Consider the following 20,593-nt stretch of genomic DNA (forward strand, 5'->3'; position numbering starts at 1 on the left):
TTGCCAATTCAGTCAGGCATTGAATCCGGCGTCGCGGAGTTTGTCAGAGGAGGCTCGGTGGATATCTCGGACGCGGTGGTGTCGTTGTCGGACGGTTCAGCGGATTCGGCGTTGTCGATCTCTCGAGGCTGGAAGACGACTTGCTTGCGTTTTTCAACTCGCAACTGATCGATCACACGACGAATGCCTTGCACGCCCGTGATCGTGCGGAGGATCGGTTTGCGTTCGTGCTCATTCTTGATCACTCCGCTGACGGTAGCGACGCCGCTACGAACCGACGTGATCATTTTCCCTCCGGCACATTTTTGCGATAGCTTTCGCTGCACACTCTGCAAAAGGCTTTTATCGGGGACCTGATTCGAAGAAGACATCTTGATTTCCCTGCGATCGCCCGTCGAAGACCGCAGAACCTCCGCGAGCATCGGAAGTCGAGAGCTGCCTGTCCATTGTTCGACAAAAATGGTTCGACAACGAGAACAGCACCATGACCTTACCGGCCCTGAGTCTTGGAAACCGATTATTCTGGCAATTAGTCGAAGTTTCTCTACTTGCCGCTCCCGTTAGAGCCTATCGGATCGTTGGTGCGACAATGTTTCGGATTGGTTTTAAATACGTCTGCCACACGGATAGCTTCCCAGGACGCGGACTTGGCGGGTTTCTTTGACGAGTGTTTCGATCGCACCGGACACGTTGGCCGCATCACGGTGGCCCGGAAACTCGACGACAAAAAAATACTCGTTAGGACGCCCTGGTTGAGGGAACGATTCGATCCAAGTCAGATTCAGTTGAGCCTGTTTAAAGATCCCCATCACATCGGCCAACGCGCCTGGTCGGTGTTCGACTTGGAACAACAAGGTTGTTTTGTCGTTGCCGGTCGGGGCGGGCTTTTGCGAACCGAGCACGGCGAAACGCGTGACGTTGTCGCGATTATCTTCGATCGATGCTTCCAAAACCCCCAGACCGTACCGCGTCGCGGCGGGTAGGCTGGCGATCGCGGCGATCGTCGGCGAGGCTGCCGCCGCAGCCGCTGCGGCGGTAGTGGACGCGGTCTCGACGAGCGTCGCTTCGGGCAAATGATCGGCCAACCACCGACGGCACTGCGACAGGGCTTGCGGCTTGCTGTGAACTTCGATGATTTCGTCTAACTTGCCGATCGACAGCAAGTTGTGATGAATCGACATCAAGACTTCGCCGGTCAGGTTGACTTCGCCGATGGCCAAGCGACCGAGCGTATCGACGACACGTCCGTCGGTGCTGTTTTCGATCGGCACGACGCCGAATTCACAGCCGCCGTTTTCATTCTCTTGGCCGGCGGCAACCGCTTCGAACACGGCTTTAATCGAGGCCACGGGCGAGTACTCCACGCAGTCGCCGAAATAAGCGATCGTCGCGAGGTGGCTATAACTATCAACCGGTCCCAAGAACGCGACGCGAGACGGACGAGCGACCTGATAGCAGGCTGAAACGACGTGACGCAAAATGGCACGGCGGGTCGATTGCGAAAGCGAACGCGAGGCCGCCTCGGCCTCAATCACCGCTTCGGTTCGCCGGATCGCTTCGGGCAAGGATACGTCCGTCACGGACAACTCGTCGGCGACGAGTTGGCATCGTTTTTCCAACAGCGACAATAGCTCGCGGTCGATATCTGCAATGGTTTGGAAAATGCTCATCCGCTTAAAGCTACGTTCGGATGTCCACGGTGGGAAGGTCGGGTGGTATCGTGGCGATCATCGCCAGACCCGCTAGTCCATAGAACGTGTACTCCACGTCCGCCGTTTGATCGAGGGCAAAACCAACAAATCCGCCGCTGGGACTTTGCATGGACTGAACGTACGATCGGAGTCTCGCCAGCGAGATTTGATCGGCCGCCTCCAGATCAACGAGCGTCGTCAAGCCGGTAAAACTGCTCAACAAATCAGCGAAAGGGATGCGAGTGTTGGCCGTCAATCCACCTTCGTCGCTTTGCATCTCGAGTAGAAACTCGATCGTATCGGTTTGGTCGGCGACATCAAGATAACCAAGCGTTTTCAGCGTGCCGATCGCGGCCGCCGTCGGGTTCACGCCGGCTCGTTTGGCAACGCGAATTTCCAAATAGCCGCCTTCGTCGTGTCGTTGCGATTCCAAAAATTCAGCGATGCGATCGGGCTCGGGAACGGGCACGTCCATCAACTCAAAACAAAGCACCGACAAGAACGTCTGGTAAGTGCTTCCGGCGCGACCTTCGGGTGTTTTGGCAAACCCGCCGTCGCCACAACGTAGCGTCGACAGCAAGTCAGCAACATTGTCGCGCCATCGCGTATCGTCGTCCGAGATCACGACCTCACCGGTCGCCATCTCGAGAATCGCAGCGGCAAAGATTAATGAAATTAAATCGATCACGGAATCACGTCGCTGCAATCGATCACGCAGAAATCGTCCCGCCCGACCCGCGACCGATTCGTTCAATTCACCGAGAATCCATAACGATCGCAGAGCAAACGCGGTGTAGTACGGATCGCTCTGGCCCTCCCGTCCGGCGAAGCCGCCGTCGGCATGTTGGCAGCTTTGCAACCACGCGCCATGGCGTTGCTTGAGCAAGGGTTCCAACTGCGAAGCGCCCAACGCGAGTCGAAGGGTCAGTTCCTGCAGGTATCCGCTCATATCACCGAGCCTATCCGAAAAGGGGTCTGACCCTTTGGAGGCGAGTTAATTTTTGTGTCTAGTTGGTCTCGCCGGAGAGGGTCAGACCCCTTTTCGGATAGGCTCATAGTGCCATGAGGATTTCGAGCATTTCCGTGGCGGTGGAAATCACTCGCGAAGAAGCTTGGAACGCTCTTTGGTAAGAAATCATCTTAATCGATTCCTCGTCAATGTTCACACCCGTGATCGCCAAGTGTTGGCTCTTGAGCGTCGCGTAGAAGTCATCGAGTCCCTCACTCGCACTGGCTTGCAGATTGCTTTCGCGGCCGAGTCTCGCCAACATGTTCTCGTACAAACCTCGGACCGAACGTCCGTCCAACGACTCTTGCGGCTTGTCGACCAAGTCGAGCATCTCATATAGCGTATCGGTGTCTTGTCCGATCCCGGTGCGCGAGATCGCCAACAAATCAATGTCGTTTTGAATCACCGGATTGACCGCGATATCCTTGGCCGACGTTCCGACAAAAAACGTATTGATCCCCGCCGCCGAAAGGAAACCGCTGGTGTCTTCACCGAACGTGAACTGGGCGGTCGGCGAATCACTTTCGATCTGCAAACGTCCGTCGGCGGAAACCGACGCGGTCAGGCCGTCGATTTGGTTGATTTCGTTCGCGATCGATGAAACTGTCGCATCACCGAGTTGCCCGAGGTTGCGAACCGAGATCCGTGTCGTCGATAGAAGCTCGCCTTGGTTGTCGACGACGTTGATGTCAAAGGTCCCGTTGCGAGGTTCAGGGATGAGTCCTGCTTGGCTGATCGGAGAGCCGGGATCACTCGGGTTGGCGGCGATGACGGATTCGAATCCGCGTCGGCCTTGCCCTTGCGAGTGGACTTCGTTGATGCTCCGAATCAACTCAGACGCCATCTGATCGAGCCCATCGATGTATTTTCCGAACACATTGTCTCGAGCTTCGATGGCGGCACCCAACTTACCGCCTTTGACCTGCAGCGCCGCATCGGTCTCTTTGATCCGAACCTGGATACCGCCTGCGGATTCATCGAACGCGGCGTACACTTCGCGATGATTGCGGTTGTTAATCAAGTAATCCCCGCCGACAAATACAGAAACGTTTCCGTTGTCCTGTTCCTGCCAATTGATATCGATGTATCCGGCAAGCTCTTCAAGATCTCGATAACGTTGGTCCCGCAATCCGGTCGCGTCGCTGCCGAGCAACTTGCCACCTTCGATCGAAGTAATCTCAAGGTTCAATCGTGCGATGCGTTCGGTCAATCGATTGATCTGCGTAGCCATGTCGGATAGGCCACCGTTTTGGGATTCGGCCAGGTCGCCGACCTTTTTTCGCGAATTTTGCAGACTCGCCGCCAAGCTTTCCGCTTGGATGATGACGAACTCCCTCATCGCCGAATCATTGGGCTGGGTCGATAGATCATGCAACGCGTTGTTGAACAGCGAGTACTGCTCGTTGAGCCCACCGCCATCAAGGTCCGAAGCGAGTTCTTCGAGTTGGTTGTAGGCGGATTGCAAAGCTTGGGAGCCATCCACAGCGGTCTTGGCATTGAACATTCGCTCGGCGAGCGCTTGATCGATGATCTGCTTGACGCCCGTCGCACGAACGCCTTGGCCTTTGATCAATCCACCCTGGCGAAACGCCGTCGCGGGCGATTGTTCCAGACGGGTCCGAATGTAGCCTTCGGTGTTGGCGTTGGCAATGTTGTTGCCGACCACCTGCAACCCGATCTGGGCCGCATTGAGCGCACCGGCGGATTGTTGAATGGTTCCGAAAAGACCCATGGTGATGGCTTCGTTGGCGGTAATCGATCGCCGCTCCGAACCCATGCGCAGCGCGACGCCCTGCTATTTGCATCGACCGTCATAACCGGCAAGCTTTACCAAAAGCATTGATTTTCGCCCGGCCGAAACCAGTCGCCAGCTCCTACGCCACTAGACAGACCTGTTGAAAAGGCCGGTTCGGCACGCGAAATGCCTTCCATTGAGGGCAATCGATACCGCACCACTGGTCAAAATCATGAAGTCAATAGCATTCGGAGTATGGCCGATCAATCAATTCGCACTTTGGGCACTGCGACAATGTCGGGGGGCGGTCGAACCACATCGTGCCCAACACGGGCGACTTACTCGGAAGCGAGCACGACAACCAATCCACGTGCGTCGCCTCTCAGCCGAGTGTCTCGAAACGCGCCGCCTGTTGGCGGTTATTTCGATCGCCGCCGATAATGCGGATCGCGACGAGGAGGATAGCGGCGTGACTCCCTTTACTTTTGAAATAAGCCGCATCGGTGACACGACGAACTCTGCCACGGTGGACTACTCGGTTTTTGGCAGCGGTCAAAATCCCGCCAACGTGGTCGACTTTAACGGCAACGTATTGCCGACCGGGCAGATCATCTTTTTCGCCGGTCAGTCTTCCCGAACGCTCACCGTCAACATCTCGGGTGACCGGATCATCGAGAGCGACGAAACGTTCACGGTCAACTTGAGCAATCCGTCGGACGATTCGACCTTCGCCACGGCATCGGCGATCGGCACGATCCGCGATGACGATGCCCCGCCGCCATCGACCCTCTCCATCGTCGCTGACAATGCGGATCGCAATGAAGGTGTCAGCGGTATCACTCCATTTACGTTTACCGTTGCTCGCACCGGAGATCTTTCAGGATCTACCACGGTCGAATACGACGTCCTCGGAAGCGGTTCGCAACCGGCCAACGTCGATGACTTCAATGGAAACGCATTGCCGTCCGGGCAAGTCGTCTTTTTCGCCGGACAAGCTTCCAGGACAGTTACCATCAATGTTTCCGGCGACTCGATCGTTGAGGATGACGAATCATTCATCGTGACGTTGAGCAATCCTTCTGGATCCGCGATCATCGAAGATGAATCGGCGACCGGAATCATTCGCGATGATGATCAACCACTCGCGGCGAGCTTGGAAATCGTTTCCACCAATGCGGATCGGCAGGAAGGTGATACTGGGTTCACACCGTTCATTTTTACCGTGACCAGGGATGGCAACACCACCAATTCCACGACAGTTGACTATTCGGTCGTCGGCACCGGTTCGAACCCGGCGAACATCGATGACTTCAACGGCAGCGTCCTACCGAACGGACAGGTGACATTCTTCAGTGGACAAGTTTCGCAAACTATCACGATCAACGTGACGGGTGACTTAATTAACGAATCCGACGAGACCTTCACCGTGATGTTGAGCAACCCTTCCGGTCAAGCTGACATTGCAAATGGCACTGCGACGGGAACGATTCGAAACGATGATCAAACAGCGCCGCCGTCGCTGGCGATCGTGGCGACGAATGCGGACCGCGACGAAGGCGACGACGGCATCATCAATTTTCAGTTCACGGTGACCCGTGATGGCGACACATCGGGTGTCGTCTTGGCAAGCTACGACGTGATCGGTTCAGGAACCAATCCGGCCAACGCCGCTGACTTCTCGGAAGGTTCGTTACCTTCCGGCTCTGTGGTATTTGCCGACGGTGAGTCAACCCAAACCATTTCAATCCCGGTCCGAGGCGACTTGAGCCTCGAACCAGACGAAACTTTTCTTGTGGCGTTGTCGAATCCCACTGCGGGTGCGTCGATCTCCTCCGCTTCCGCCAATGGCATTATTCGAAATGATGATTCCGCTGCGGTTGCTCAACTTGCGATCGCTCCGGTGAACGCGGATCGACCCGAAGGCGATTTCGGGACCACCCTCTATACATTCAACGTCACTCGCTCGGGACTGACCTCGGGGATCACCCTTGTCAGTTATGCGGTCTCGAGTACCGGTTCGAACCCGGCCGATCCGAATGACTTTTTCCAAGGAATCTTTCCCTCGGGAAACGTGCAATTCAACGACGGTGAAGTATCTAAGTCGATTAGCATTCCCGTTCTTGGTGACGGGACCAATGAGTTCGATGAATCATTCTTAGTCACGCTCGGCAATCCCACGGGCGGAGCGACGATTGTTGACGCAGACGCGACCGGCATCATCCGCGACGACGACGACAGCACACCGGGAAATTCCGACGTCAACATCATTCATCCGAATTCAGTCGTACAAAATCACATTGTTCCGGCATCCAACTTTGCCAACGCAATTATCTTTCGAGCACTCCAGGGTACAACCCTTTCGGTTGAGCCGCTCGGATTTAATCTTGACGACGGTATGATTCGAATCCTCGATGCGGATAACAATTCCATTGGTTCGCAAACGGGAGATCTGACGACGGCCGGTTTAATCAATGGACAAACTTACGCGGTCGTCTTTCCGTCTCAGTCTATCCAGCGTCAATATTCAATTGAATCATCCTCGGGATCCGGCGCTGTCACGACACAGGCCTACAGCAATTTATTCTCGCCCACCGACAGCACGGCGGATGGTTCGGTGACCGCATTGGATGCGTTGGTCGTGATCAATTATCTCAATGAGTTCGGCAGCGGCACCCTCAATGGGGCCGCCAATGACGATTACTACTTGGACGTCAATCGCGACAACACCGTCACGGCACTGGACGCACTGATCGTTATCAATCGCCTGAACGAAAGCAGCGGTTTATCTGAACAAGTCGTAAGTCAAGGCGAACCGATCGTCGTGGCTCCAGCTCCGGCATCGAATGTCGATTCTTATTTAGCTAGTCGAGAACAGGAATACACACGACACGATCGGGCCGTGAACGAACTATTCAACGACGTCGGAAGCACTCCACAACCGTTTGGTAAGTTCGATAATCCGATTGAAAGTCTGGCCCAACCGCTTACGGCAACGGAACCGCAGATCCATGATTTCGCTTTCGTTGATGGTGATCTTGAGGGTGACCTACCGGTATCAGTCGACAAGAGAATGTTGGTGCAGTAACCGAAAAGGTCAGGTTTCGAGAGTGACCAAAACGTCCCGATCGACCTCACGAGTTGAACTAAGCACAGCTCGAAAAATTTCGGTATCGCTTGCGTCCGCTTGTAGAATCGTAATTTGAAACGTCTTCGCCCAATTTTGGGGTCCATGCCCCCCCGGCATCCCATACAATGACAGGTCGAAAGGATGCGGCGATCATAATTCGTTAATCGCTCTAGCATCCATTAAACGTGTAATCAAGCGAGAGGGAGTTTAAGATGCGGTTCACGAAATACGGTCGACGCGGCGTGGCGGCAATATTGACGATCTTTGCGTTCGCGCTTTCGGCGACCGCTCAGACGGAATCTTTTTCGCCACCGGATAGTAACGATCCAGAAGACAAATCGCCCGTCGCCAAGGAGTTGTTGGTTGCGACACGGACCGGAGCAGAATTGTTCGAGCATCGCTGGCAACCGACCGAACCCTCCAAAATTGGGCAGCTCGTAAGCGGTTCAATACGGACAATACAGGGCGACGTTTCAGCGAATGCTCTATCATCTGACGCCAGGATTAATCCAACGCCGCCTCGACAGCCCACACGAATGGAGTTAACGGCAGCACGCTTGGCGTCGATCGAAGCTCGACGTATGGCCTTGCAACCCGGCGCGAGCGGCAACTCCTTGATCCCAATGATCCAGGACCGAGTCGGAGATGGACTGGGTCCCCTTCACAATGCAACATCGTGTGCTGATTGCCATCGCAATGGTGGTGGCTCGGGTGTGGAACACAATGTCACGCTAATCACGATCGATCCGCGTTCACTTGCCCTCGAAGAGATCAACAAGGAACATGGGCAACAGCTATTGGATTTGTTTCCTTCTCTGCTGAATGAACGAGGGACCCTTTCGATCGAAACCGTGGTCCACGATCACTCGACCCGCGAAGGCTACGATGAAATCCGGAATCGGCTATCAAGTTACGTTCCTGGTGGTATCGATCGTAATTGGTTCGAGCCAAACAATCGAACGTCCGAGGCAATTGCGAGTCAGCCGGTGGTCGCCGGACGACATGGTGATATCGATTTCTACTTAAGCCAACGAAACGCACCACCGCTATTCGGCCTCGGATTAATTGATCGCATCTCGCCCAATCGCTTGGCCACCCTGGCGGAAAAACAGGCGGAGGAGTCCGGTGGAGAAATCAGCGGTCGAGTGGTGATGAAATTTGGTTGGAGAGGTCAGGTCGGATCGGTGTCGGCGTTTGTCTCACAGGCATGCGCCGGAGAACTGGGGCTGACTCAAGTAACAACGCCGCAACCTGGCGATCCCGTCAACTTAACGTATCAACCTCCTGGTATTGATATGTCGAGTCAAGACGTGATGCGATTGACAGCTCACGTTGCTTCCATCTCTTCCCCGATTGAAACGACACCTGCGGGCCACACTTCGCAGCAAGTGTTCCAAGGTGAGTCAACGTTCAACTCCATTGGCTGCGCAAGCTGCCATGTGCCAGACGTTTACCCTGCGCTGGATGTATTTAGTGATCTGTTGCTTCACGACATGGGTGAAGCGCTGCAGGCACCGTCTCCTGCTCCGGTTGGATCCTTGCTATCGGTCGCAATGAGTCGTCCACAACCCTATCCGGTCCAGGGCCCGATCAGTGGAACCACGCCTGCATACTACAGCGGCTCGAGCTCTCAAACTTTGCCGCAGGCTGAGGCCATTAAGGCCCCCGAACAGCCGCAATTCCCACGCGGACCACGACCCACGTCGGTTAAAAGTAAAGCTGGTTATTCACATTCAGTGGCTGACAACAACGGCCGATCGCATTTCGCGACTTGGGACGAACTGCAGCGTGAATGGCGGACGCCGCCGCTGTGGGGAATTGCCGACACCGCGCCTTACCTGCACGATGGCCGAGCCTCTACACTGGACGAAGCCATTCGTTGGCATGGTGGTGAAGCAAAGTCCTCACGAGATAGATTTGTCGCTTTGAGTGAGCCCGACAAGAAAAATCTACTCGCTTTCTTGCTCTCACTGCGTGCTCCCGAAGAAGCTGACTCATCCAACGAATAGACAGTAGGATAGACGGCAAATCAGTATTCGCGGCAGATAAGGTTGTTCTCGGATTGTAGTGGCTACGCGTGGTACGTGAGGGATTCTCGAGGCATGCGTGAACAATAAGTGGCATAGGCTTCCAGCCTGTGGAAACAAATACACACGCTGGAAGCTAGTTAAACGTCAATCGCGACAACACCGTCACGGCACCGGACGCACTGATCGTGATCAATCGCCTGAACGAAAGCAGCGGTTTATCTGAGCAAGTCGTAAATGGACACTTACCGAACTCAGCCAGCGGGGCTGGGTTAACTGATGCGACGATACGAAAAAACCCTTCGACGGAACCGACTCCGTCGAAGGGTCTTGGAAAGCCCTTCATCCAGTTTCACATGAAGAAATCAGGCACTTTTGGTGGTTGGCATTTGGAATAGTTGTCGTTGGCCGGCGACGATGGTTTCGTCGATCGTGTAAACCCGTCCGTCTTCTTGCTCGGGCAGGTCGTACATGATGTCGAGCATCACGTCTTCCATGATCCCACGCAAACCGCGAGCCCCGACGCCTTTGTTGATTGCCTTGGCGGCGATCGCTTTGAGGGCACCCTCGGTGAAGTTGAGTTCACAGTTTTCCATCGCGAACAACGCTTGGTACTGTTTGACGAGCGAGTTCTTCGGTTCGGTGAGGACTTGGATCAAGCCTTCCATATCGAGCGGTTGCAAGTAGGTGACCACGGGCATCCGTCCGACGAGCTCGGGGATCAAGCCGAACTTCAGGATATCCTCGGTCTGCACCTGAGCGAGCAAGTCCGATTCGCTTTGTTCGTTCCGCATCGAGGCCGCTTCGCCGAAACCGAGCGTTCGGTGACCGAGTCGACGGCGAATGATCTCTTCGATCCCGACGAACGTTCCGCCGCAGATGAACAAGATATTGCTCGTGTCCATCTGGATGTATTGTTGTTCGGGATGCTTGCGTCCGCCTTGCGGTGGAACGTTGGCGATCGTGCCTTCGAGCATTTTCAGTAGGCTTTGTTGCACGCCTTCACCGGAGACGTCTCGGGTGATCGAGACGTTTCCGTTGGTGCGTCCGATCTTATCGACTTCGTCGATATAAAGGATGCCCCGCTGGGCCGCTTCGACGTCGAAGTCGGCTGCGTGGAGGAGTTTGAGCAACAGGTTTTCGACGTCTTCGCCGACGTAACCCGCTTCGGTCAGCGTGGTCGCGTCGCCGATGGCGAACGGCACGTTGAGCATGCGGGCGAGGGATCGGGCGAGCAACGTTTTGCCACTACCGGTCGGGCCGGCGAGCAGGATGTTGCTTTTCTCGATTTCAACGTCGCCGTTGTCTTCGAGGCTGCTTGTTAAACGTTTGTAATGATTGTGAACGGCGACGGCGAGGACTCGCTTCGCGGAGGTTTGGCCGATCACGTAATTATCAAGATGCTCGACAATGGTTCGTGGGGCGGGGATGTCACTGAACAGCGTCTTCGACGGTCCACGTCGGCGTTGTTCTTGATCGAGGATGGATTGGCAAAGTTCGATGCACTCGGCACAGATATACACGTCGCCGGGACCTTCGACCAACGGGCCGACGTCACGATAACTCTTGCGGCAGAAACTACAGAACGCATTCTTCTTAGTCGCCGCGCCGCCGCGGCGAGAGTTCGAAGATTCCTTAGTGGGCATACACGACTCCTTACTTAAAAGAGCACTATCGCTTGGAGACCAGAACATTGAAGACCGGCGACGTTCTTGAACTTAGCGGCTCGTCGAAGGATGGGAGATCCGGTGACGGGCAACGTGTTCGCGTCGATCTTCGTTCGTCTGGTTCCACTCAACAGGAACTCGACACATCGAACGGTTCAGCCACGACTCGAATGCTTTCCAATACGTTGTGCCGGACCGATGGGATCGGATCGACGCAGGTCTTGGAGGAACATCCGTGTCCTCTAAGCTCGAGCCATTCGTGGTTTGGTAATGGGTTAGGGCTATGTCGGTGGTAGGTATGCCCGGCTCAAAAATTTTGAACCAAAATGAATTGGGAGGGCGAACCACCGACTGGATTGGTCACGACGTCACACTAGGTTGTTGGTCCCGTTTCCCGCCATCGCCCCTGGTCGCCGGAGCGGCTGAGGTGTTGGCGGAATCGGAGGACGCAAACCGAGCGTGGGCCGATGCCTTTATAGTTCGGTATTCTTCTTCGCTGATGTCACCTTTGCGAAGCATTTCTTCGAGGTTTGATAGGCTCAACGCGGGCTCGGGACGGTCTTGGGTGGTGTAGTCGCGCAATCTTCTCAATAGCCAAAATGCTACTGCAATCACGACGGCTATGATCGTTATCCCGAGACTAAGCTGCACGGGTGTACTTGTGAATATATCTGACATAATCGTTGGTCAATCGTTCCTCAGGTCACACCGACATGATAGGCGGGTGGACATATCACGGTCCACCAATTTTCAGCGGGAAATCTCGGAGTTTCGTGTTTCACGCGTTTCGCCAACCGGAGATGTTTTACCACTTCAATTCACGCATCGCGTGGCGGGGAACGGCCAATCCGGCGTTGGATTGATTGGCGACCCGCACGATGATCGGAACCCCGGTGGTGAACTTCGCCAATTCGCCCACAACCCGCTGCACGGCCACCTCGCCCGATCCGATCGGCACGTCCATCCGCCCGACGGTCGAGCCGGGAACACAGTCGTTTTCGTCGCGTTGGACTTTTCTATCAAAACGGTCGGAGTCGTGGGCTGAGCCCGCCACGTCACACAGGTACACCAGTCGCAAATCATCGACCAGCCGATGCAAGCGAGCAACCAAAGGCATCTCGCCGGCGTGAATCATCTCGCCCACGTCGGCCGCCAAACCCAGCGATACGCCCGATCGAAGCCATTGGCGAAACCGTTCGAACTGGGCCACGCTGCCGATGACGTGCGAAACCGCCGGCCGGATCGTTAGAAACACGCCCGCCGAATCGGCCCGAGCCGATAATCGTTGTAAACGTTCAGCCAAGACTTCCAAGGCTGATTCAGGATTCATGCCTGGTCGAGGCGGACCGCTGGCGAGACTGACGATCGTTCCCGGTCGCATCGCGGCGGCGTCGATCCAACGTTCGATCCACTCGATCAACGGCGAAGCGGCGGTCTGGTCGGGATCGGCCAGTGACGGCATCGCGCAAGCCTCATCGCCTAAAACGAAAGGGGCTTCGGTGTCGATCACCAAACCGATCTCGCTCGAAATCGCCGTTTCGAGTACCAAACGCCATTGAGCGTCGAACCCAGCTTCGCCGGGCACGCAGATTCCTTGCCGCGATCGGATCGCGACGCTGCGATAACCCATTTCGGCTAAATGTCGGATCGCTCGGGACGGCTCGTGCAACCACATCTCGCCGGCATGGTAGCCTGGAATCATTTCGTCGCCTGGGATTTTCGTAATTTGGATTCATCTGAATAATTTTCGGCTCGCCCGGCGAAAGTCACACCGATCGGCGGGCTCTGGTTCTGCAGGGCAGGTAATCTTGCCCGCTGATCTCCGCGATCGCTCCATCGATTAGCATCTGCGTCAAAACTATCGTTCCCATCTTACCCGCGAACCGATCATGGCTCCCACTCAACCTGCTCCCATCGATCGACTTTCGCACCGCGCATTTCTCGGATTCTTGGGCACGCAGTTTTTCGGAGCGTTCAACGATAACCTGTTTAAGCAACTGTTGCTGCTGCTCGCCGTTCCCACCGCCGTCGTTGCCGTCGCCGGGGAAGAACCCGCCAAAGCAGCCGATTTGCAAGGCCTCGCGACGATGCTGTTCGGTTTGCCGTTCGTGATCTTCGGCGGGCTGGCCGGGTATATGGCGGATCGGTATAGCAAGCGTTCGATCATCGTCGGCAGCAAAGTCGCCGAGATCGCCATCATGGCCGCAGGGCTGGTGGCATTCTTGGCAACACCGTTGATCGGTTTTACCGGCTTGTGGATCGTGTTGTTTTTGATGGGATTGCAGAGCACGTTCTTTGGCCCGGGCAAATACGGAATCCTTCCTGAGATGCTCCCGCGCGAGCAACTCGGTCGGGCCAACGGTTTGGTGATGATGACCACCTTCATCGCCATCATCATCGGCACGGCGCTGGCGGGCCCTCTCAAAGACGCCGTCGTTTCACCGGATTTGCCGCGGGAGCAAGCCGCAGCCGGATTGTGGATCGGGTCGCTCGTTTGCATCGGAATCGCGGTCATCGGCACGATCGCGAGTCTGTTCATCGCTCGCCTGCCCTCGGCCGAACCGACGCTCAAACTGAAACCGGAGAATCTCGCCGTCCCCAAAGAAATCCGGACGTTGCTGCGTCGCGACAAACCATTGATGCTTGCCCTTTTAGCGTCGTGCATTTTTTGGCTGATTGCCGGTTTGACGATCCAAGCGGTCAATTCGCTCGGTAAGGTTCAACTCGGACTCAGTGATACCGTGACGAGCTTGATGGTATCGCTGATCAGTGTGGGAATCGCGGCCGGCGGTTTGATCGCCGGACAAATCAGCCGCCGGGTCTCAGACAACGCGGTGGTGCAAATCGGCATGTGGGCGACGGTGGTTCTGTGTTTCGTGTTCTCGATTACGCTTCCTGGTGGCCAGCACTTGCTAGGGTTCTATGGCAGCATCCCGGTGCTAATTTTGACCGGAGGCGCGGCGGCATTCTTTGCCATCCCGATTCAGGTGTTCCTGCAATCCCGTCCTCCCGAAGCGTACAAGGGCCGGATGATCGCGGTCATGAACCAAGCGAACTTCTTTGCGATCGTGATGTCCGGAGCGGTCTACTTCGCCTTGGACCGGCTGATCATCGCCGCCGATTGGCCCCGCAGCGCGGTGTTCGCCGCGATGGGATTGCTGTTTTTGCCCGTCGCGATTTTTTACCGCCTCGACGACGCACCCCTACCCGAACATTCGTAAGTTCGAGGTAGGCTGGCTCGGAGCCGCTTCCGCGGAGACCCGGCAGGGTTTCGCGGCTGATGGCCGAAACGAAAAGAGCTAGCCGCCCGTTGATTCTATTTCCGTCGCAACCCGATGCGTCACGGGCTGTTGATTTAGCGCGTTCGTCAGTTTTTGTGAGCCGATGGCGCTAGCGGTCTGTTGATTTAATCGTAACCCGAAGCGTGAGCGAGGGATTCATCGCCATTAAGTCCCTTGTATGTATCCCTCGCTCACGCTTCGGGTTTCGATGAGGACTAAATCAACAGCCCGCTAGCCACGGGTTCCGAATGGTAGCTTGTTTGCCGTAAAGCCCGCGGCTTGGGGCGTGTCGATTTAATTGTAACCCGAAGCGTGAGCGAGGGATTCATCACCATTAGGTCCTTTGTATGCATCCCTCGCTGACGCGTCGGGTTTCGATTTAAGTCAACCAACCGCTAACGACGGCTTGCCGGGTGTTCGTCGCCGAGCCTCCTCCACCCAGCCTACAGGGATGCCAGTTTCATTGGCATCGTTCGCCTCGATCTTAGGCAGATTCCCTGTTCACTCGCCTAATCGGCATCCGCGGAAAAATTTTATTTTCAATTAAGTCTTGGACTGAGCGTGCTTTGTGAGCTATGTCCGGCTCGCCTTTGATGTGATTGGCATCACTTGTGCTTTAGGTCGCTCACGAAGCAGCTTGCTTCCAAAATGATCAACCAACCACTCACGAGCGATTACGGATGGCCCGGGCAGGAGTTGGACGGTGAAAAAGGCGGAAGTGGGTTGCGATTGAGACCCGTGCGTTTCGTGGTTGTTGCTTCTTGAGCGAGACCGCGTGCGGGCTGCAATTTCGTCCTATGAGAAGGAAAAACTACATGTTTAGCAGTTTGACTAGCCCGAGCGGCTTTTCGATGGGCCCGAGCGGGCAATGGCTAGGTTTGGGCATCCGTCCCTCCTGGCTGGTAATGGTTCTCCTTGTGGGGATGATGGGGATCGGCGCATCACTCGCGTCGGTAGCTTCGGCTCAGGAAGAGCCGGCTGCCGCAACGGAAACCGCAGAGGTTGCCGACGCGAGTGGTGATGTCGAGGCTGCCCCGGCTGAGGAAGCCGAGGCCGAAGCGGTAGTATTCGCATCCCCAGAGGATGTCGATGCGGCGACCTCATTCACCTACACGATTAACACGTTAATCATGTTCATCTGTGCGGTGCTAGTGATTTTCATGCAGGCAGGTTTCGCGATGGTCGAAGTCGGCCTGAACAGTGCCAAGAACACGGTCAACATTCTCGCTAAGAACGTGATGGACTTGAGCGTTGGCGTCCTGCTTTTCCTGTTTGTCGGTTACGCGTTGATGTATCCGGGCGACAGCTGGACTGTCGATAAGTACCTCGGGAACTTTAGTTCTCTCGTCACGAGAGACGCACAAGTTGACGACACAGGTGCATTCTCGGAAGCACCTTCGAGTGCCGGATGGAGCAACTCGGCTGACTTTTTGTTCCAAGTCGCGTTTGCTGCCACCGCTGCAACGATCGTATCAGGTGCGGTTGCTGGTCGAATGAAGTTCGGTGCTTACTTGGTTTACAGCGCCATTTTGACCGGTTTGATTTATCCGATCAGTGGATCTTGGAAGTGGGGTGGAGGTTTCTTGGCCGATATGGGCTTTGCCGACTTCGCCGGTAGTGTCGTCGTTCACGCGGTCGGCGGTTTCGCCGGCTTGGCGGGGGCAATTTTCCTGGGCCCACGTTTGGGTCGTTACACTGCTGACGGCAAGAGTGTTCCACTTCCCGGACACAACGTGGCTTTCGCTGCACTGGGTGTGTTCATCCTCTGGGTGGGGTGGTACGGATTCAATCCGGGCAGCCAATTGACCTATGATGGTGTGACCAATGCCGAGGCAACTACTTATATCGCTCTGACCACAACGATCGCCGCTGCAGCCGGTGCAGTCGTTGCTTTGGTCTGTGCTTGGGGAATGTACGGTAAACCCGATTTGACCATGGCTCTTAACGGCGTCCTTGGTGGTCTTGTCGGGATCACTGCGAACTGCGACCAAGTTTCTCAAATTTCCGCAGTCCTGATCGGTGCCGTCGGTGGTGCTCTTGTTGTCTTGAGCGTGACCCTGTTGGATAAGCTTAAGATCGACGACCCGGTCGGAGCCTTCCCCGTGCACGGCGTGTGCGGCGTGTGGGGCGGAATCGCGACGGGCTTGTTCGGCACCGGAATTCCCGAGGGCATGACCCGTGGTGGATACATCGGGGTCCAGTGTCTAAGCACGTTGATTATCTGTGCATGGGCATTTATCACGATGTCAATCGTGTTCGGAGTGCTCAAGGCGATGGGAATGCTGCGAGTTTCGCCCGAAGAAGAACAGGCCGGTTTGGATATCAGCGAGCACGGAATGCACGCTTATCCATCAGACGCCATCGCCGGTGGAGCGATCGCTTAGGTTGGACAGTCTACCCACCGCGGCTTCGCCGCCGGATGACCTTCGGGACGTCCGGCGGCGTTGCAGCCGGTTGACCCGTCTATCGTCAGCATTCTGTTGACACTATCGATCTTCTCGGCTCTTGCCTGGGCCAGAAGAAGGCCCCAATGGCCCGTGGCGAGTGTCCGCCTCACTCGTCGCGGGTCGGGGTTTTTTAAGATCAGATAGCGATCGTGGCGTGGCAGGCTGCCTCATCTTCGCCGGATCGCTCCGATCAGCTATTCTCCAGGCTTGCTCAAAACTGCCGCGATGACGGATGAAGCGGGACCCGTCGGATATCCCTCTGCGGTCCGTTGGCCGAGATTGATCGTGTGGCATTGAGTGGTTCGTAGTTAGGCGGCTCGAATTGGATTGTTGACGTAAGATGAAATTGATCATTGCCATCATTCAGCCCTCACGGCTTGACGCCGTCAAAGAGGCTCTCACCCGCGTGGAAGTTCACCGTTTGACGGTCGTCGATTGCCAAGGTTTCGGACGGCAACGGGGACAAACCAGCGGCATTCGCGGCCGCGACTACGGCGTCAACCTGCTTCGCAAAGTCCAGCTTCAAATCGGCGTGAACGAAGAATTCGTCCAGCCCACCATCGATGCCATCCTCGAAGGCGGCCGCAGCAGCGACCAAGGGGAAGTCGGCGACGGGAAAATCTTCGTGCTTCCCATGGAAGATTGCGTCCGCATCCGCACCGGCGAACGCGGCGGCGAAGCGATCTAGTGCCTCGGCAGGATCAAGATGTTCGGGTGTTCGTGGTAGCTGGACTCGCAAGAGTTCAAACGGTTGCCTGACGGATACCGAAGTCTTTTGACTCCGGCTACCCTAATTTCTTTGAGAATCCCCCCAACTGAACAACTGATCGAGATGAATCAGCGACTGCAATCCGGAATTTCCGGACTCGATGAACTGCTAGGCGGTGGATTGTTGCCCGGCAAACTGACCGTCGTGTTGGGTGCCACCGGTATCGGCAAGACGCAACTCGGAGTCGCCTTCGCCGACCAAGGACGCTTGCAGGAAGGCCAGCGAGGCATCGTGTTCGACATGACCGCCCGGGGCGATTCGCAAAACCATTTTGAGTACGCGGCGAGCCTTCGCGATTGGTCGATGACATCGTACGACGCCCATGATCGGGTCGACGCCGAATCGGTTTGGGATGCCGAACGTGCCCGTCGGGACTACTTGCATCTGTTTGAACATTCCGGCCGCCGCGTTACCGCAGGCGATTTGGATTCGGACGGATGGCGGGCGTGGAAGGTGGAGCAATCCAGAAAGCTGGATCACACGATTGCGTTCTTGTATGGCAATTTCATCCATGGCGTCCGCCGGCTCGTCGTCGACGGGGTTGAACCGGTCGAGCGGGCGGCCGAATCGATCCAATATGAGATGTTCGAATACGTCTACCATCAAATTTTGATGAAAGACAGCGACTGGGTAGCCCGCGATTTGTTTCGCGTCGGCTACCGGGCCAACGCGGAGCGAGTCACCGCTGACGCGTATGACCGATCCGAGGTGGGATGTTTGTTACTCGCAACGAGTCACGAAGTGATGCTCGACGACTTGATCGCCCGCCCGATCGAAAGCGGTGATGTGATGTCCGGTGCCAACACCATCATCTTGATGGGCAAAACTCGCGACGGAAACCGCATGGGCCGCGCCTTGCATGTCGCTAAGCATCGAGGCAGCGCCTGCGACGAATCGATCGTTCCCTACGTCATCAATGATAAGGGCATCGAACTCTCGTAGGTTCAACGGATCAGCCGCAACGCGATAGACAGGTTCCCAGGCTCCCGCTCTCTTTATCCTACACAAGTCATTATGTATTGCTCCCCTGCCAGCTCGTCTGGCAGGAAGCCGAGGTTGGCAAGCTAGACACAAGCAGCAGTTTTCCCAACTTTCCGAGTTTAACTTGTGCTCGCCGCTTCAAGCGGCGAGCACAAGTTAAACTCGGAAGGTTGGGGGGGTCGGTGTCTAGCTTGCAAACCTTATTCACCCACGAGACGAGCTCGTGGGGGTCAAAAAGATGTGCAGTATTAAGAGGGCGGGAGCTTGGGAACGAGTTTAAAAGCGGATCACCTGCTCGATGATCTCGGATACCGGTTCGTCCCACTGTCCGAACTCCGATTGCCGGGTGATGCGGGTGTTGGGATACCATCGCGTCGATGTGCCGTTCATCAACCATCGCCAATCGGGAACCCGCCCGAGCAACAGATGCGTTCGCACGCCAAGAGCCCCGGCTAAATGGGCGATCGCCGTGTCGGTCGTCACGAGAGCATCGAGACCGCGCAGAACCGCCGCCGTATCGACAAACCGTCCGACCGATTGATCGAGTGTCGCCGGCAAACGTAACACCTTGTCGCGATAGTCCGCCGATTCCAGTTGCTCAATCCCGTGACCAAACTGCATGTTGATCAATTGAAATCGGTCGGACTCGATTAACGGGCGAAACACTTCCAAACGAACGCTGCGATAGACGTCGGCGTGATGCTCGCGGTTGCCTTGCCAATTGATCCCGATTCGGGGCAAACGAGTTGGCGATCCGCTCACTACCAATCCGCCCACTTCCGCCCCACCCGTTTCCGAGCTGGCGAGTGTTCGGTCCATCCAAGCTGACCAACGTTCAACCGCGGCGTCATCGACGCGCAAGTAACCCTTGCCGTGTGGCGTCGCCGATCCCGGCGATTCGAATAACTCTTCGCCGAAATAGATCTGCCCGTCACGTTGAAACAAGCCATCTAGAATTTCTATGAATGAACCTTGATAGTCCGCCTGCATTAATGACGGATGCACCACGCCGCCTGATTGATCATCGGCAACGAGTTCGTCGATCCCAGGAACGCTGGCGAACAGCGGCAACATCGATGCTTGGCAGACAACGATCACGGACGCACCACTTTGGTGCAGCGCCGACGCGACGCGGATGAAATGGATCGCGTCGCCGAGTCCTTGCTCGGGATAGATGATAATCTTTCGGTTCTCGAGCGGTTGGCCGGACCAAACGGGAACGTGAATGCCAGCCGACTGCCACCAGGCAGAGACCGGGGGTCGAGCGACGCCGGGCATCCGCCACCGCCAACGAAATTCATCGAAACCGCGGGCGTAATCCCCCATCAACAGGGAGATCACACCTAGGTTGCGGTGCAACTCGGCATTGTTCGGATCGATTTGTAGGCCACGCTGATACCACTTCAAACCCCGCTCGACGTCACCGTTCCAAACCCACAACGTGCCACGATTTTTCAGTGCGGATAGATAATCCGGTTGCTGCGACAACGCCTTCTCGAAACACCTTTCGGCTTCGTCGATCTCGCCGAGCATCCGCAACGAATTGCCGAGATTGTTCCAAGCGATCGGGAAACGATCACGGATCTTCAGAGCTCGGCGATACGACGCAACACTGCCGACAAAATCGCGTTGGTCGAATTGACCGATCCCCAGATAAACCCACGCTTCGGCGGAATCCGGGATCTGTTCGAGCACGCCGCGATACAACTTCATGGCTGCATCGATGTTCCCGGACTGGTGAATCTTCCACGCGTGAGTGAGAACTTCGCCGATGCTGGCCATCTTGTCTCCATAAAAAATAGCCCGACTTTGAAAGTCGGGCTATGGTCAATCGGACTGGACTTTTGGATCCCGTGAAG

Annotated in this window: 13 protein-coding genes; 6 read left to right on the forward strand and 7 right to left on the reverse strand. The window is 56.0% G+C overall.

From position 1 onward, the window contains the following. Positions 1–8: 8 nt before the first annotated feature. The 4 genes from Pla100_RS06135 to flgK all read right to left on the reverse strand — a co-directional run bounded on the left by Pla100_RS06135 (position 9) and on the right by flgK (position 4,432). Positions 9–371, reverse strand: coding sequence for a BON domain-containing protein (locus Pla100_RS06135; RefSeq protein ID WP_146576816.1), 363 nt, complete (start codon positions 369–371; stop codon positions 9–11). A 234-nt stretch (positions 372–605) separates the two neighbouring features. After that, the gene (pheA, locus tag Pla100_RS06140) at positions 606–1,670 is read right to left on the reverse strand and encodes a prephenate dehydratase (RefSeq protein WP_146576817.1); all 1,065 of its coding nucleotides are present in this window, start codon (positions 1,668–1,670) and stop codon (positions 606–608) included. Between the two features lie 10 nt (positions 1,671–1,680). Continuing rightward, entirely contained in the window at positions 1,681–2,640 is a 960-nt protein-coding gene (locus Pla100_RS06145) for a prenyltransferase/squalene oxidase repeat-containing protein (RefSeq protein WP_146576818.1), read from the reverse strand. A 103-nt stretch (positions 2,641–2,743) separates the two neighbouring features. Further along, entirely contained in the window at positions 2,744–4,432 is a 1,689-nt protein-coding gene (gene flgK / locus Pla100_RS06150; protein ID WP_146576819.1) for a flagellar hook-associated protein FlgK, read from the reverse strand. A gap of 373 nt (positions 4,433–4,805) precedes the next feature. Here flgK and Pla100_RS06155 point away from each other — a divergent pair, with 373 nt between their 5' ends. Both Pla100_RS06155 and Pla100_RS06160 read left to right on the forward strand, forming a co-directional pair. Further along, positions 4,806–7,520, forward strand: coding sequence for a Calx-beta domain-containing protein (locus Pla100_RS06155; RefSeq protein WP_197167734.1), 2,715 nt, complete (start codon positions 4,806–4,808; stop codon positions 7,518–7,520). A gap of 254 nt (positions 7,521–7,774) precedes the next feature. Next, complete coding sequence (locus tag Pla100_RS06160) at positions 7,775–9,571, forward strand: di-heme oxidoredictase family protein (protein WP_146576821.1); 1,797 nt, start codon at positions 7,775–7,777, stop codon at positions 9,569–9,571. A 383-nt stretch (positions 9,572–9,954) separates the two neighbouring features. Here Pla100_RS06160 and clpX read toward each other — a convergent pair whose 3' ends face one another. Beyond that, on the reverse strand, positions 9,955–11,235 hold the full coding sequence (clpX, locus tag Pla100_RS06170) for an ATP-dependent Clp protease ATP-binding subunit ClpX (RefSeq protein ID WP_146576822.1): 1,281 nt from the start codon (positions 11,233–11,235) through the stop codon (positions 9,955–9,957). A gap of 826 nt (positions 11,236–12,061) precedes the next feature. Then, a complete protein-coding gene (locus Pla100_RS06180) occupies positions 12,062–12,958 on the reverse strand; it encodes a sugar phosphate isomerase/epimerase family protein (protein ID WP_146576823.1) in 897 nt (298 codons plus the stop codon). A 187-nt stretch (positions 12,959–13,145) separates the two neighbouring features. On the opposite strand from Pla100_RS06180, the gene Pla100_RS06185 reads away from it, so the two are divergent. The 4 genes from Pla100_RS06185 (at position 13,146) to Pla100_RS06200 (ending at position 18,695) form a co-directional block, all read left to right on the forward strand. Next, positions 13,146–14,477 carry an MFS transporter gene (locus tag Pla100_RS06185; RefSeq protein WP_146576824.1) on the forward strand — a complete coding sequence of 444 codons (1,332 nt, stop codon included), beginning with the start codon at positions 13,146–13,148 and terminating at the stop codon, positions 14,475–14,477. Positions 14,478–15,460: 983 nt separating this feature from the next. Beyond that, the gene (locus Pla100_RS06190) at positions 15,461–16,921 is read left to right on the forward strand and encodes an ammonium transporter (protein WP_146577304.1); all 1,461 of its coding nucleotides are present in this window, start codon (positions 15,461–15,463) and stop codon (positions 16,919–16,921) included. Between the two features lie 403 nt (positions 16,922–17,324). Continuing rightward, positions 17,325–17,672, forward strand: a complete 348-nt coding sequence (locus tag Pla100_RS06195) for a P-II family nitrogen regulator (protein WP_146576825.1) — start codon at positions 17,325–17,327, stop codon at positions 17,670–17,672. Between the two features lie 144 nt (positions 17,673–17,816). After that, positions 17,817–18,695, forward strand: a complete 879-nt coding sequence (locus Pla100_RS06200; protein ID WP_146576826.1) for an RAD55 family ATPase — start codon at positions 17,817–17,819, stop codon at positions 18,693–18,695. A gap of 315 nt (positions 18,696–19,010) precedes the next feature. On the opposite strand, the gene Pla100_RS06205 is transcribed toward Pla100_RS06200, so the two are convergent. Further along, positions 19,011–20,516 carry a tetratricopeptide repeat protein gene (locus Pla100_RS06205; RefSeq protein WP_146576827.1) on the reverse strand — a complete coding sequence of 502 codons (1,506 nt, stop codon included), beginning with the start codon at positions 20,514–20,516 and terminating at the stop codon, positions 19,011–19,013. Positions 20,517–20,593: the final 77 nt, after the last annotated feature.

This window comes from Neorhodopirellula pilleata (genome assembly GCF_007859915.1).
Lineage (GTDB): Bacteria > Planctomycetota > Planctomycetia > Pirellulales > Pirellulaceae > Rhodopirellula > Rhodopirellula pilleata.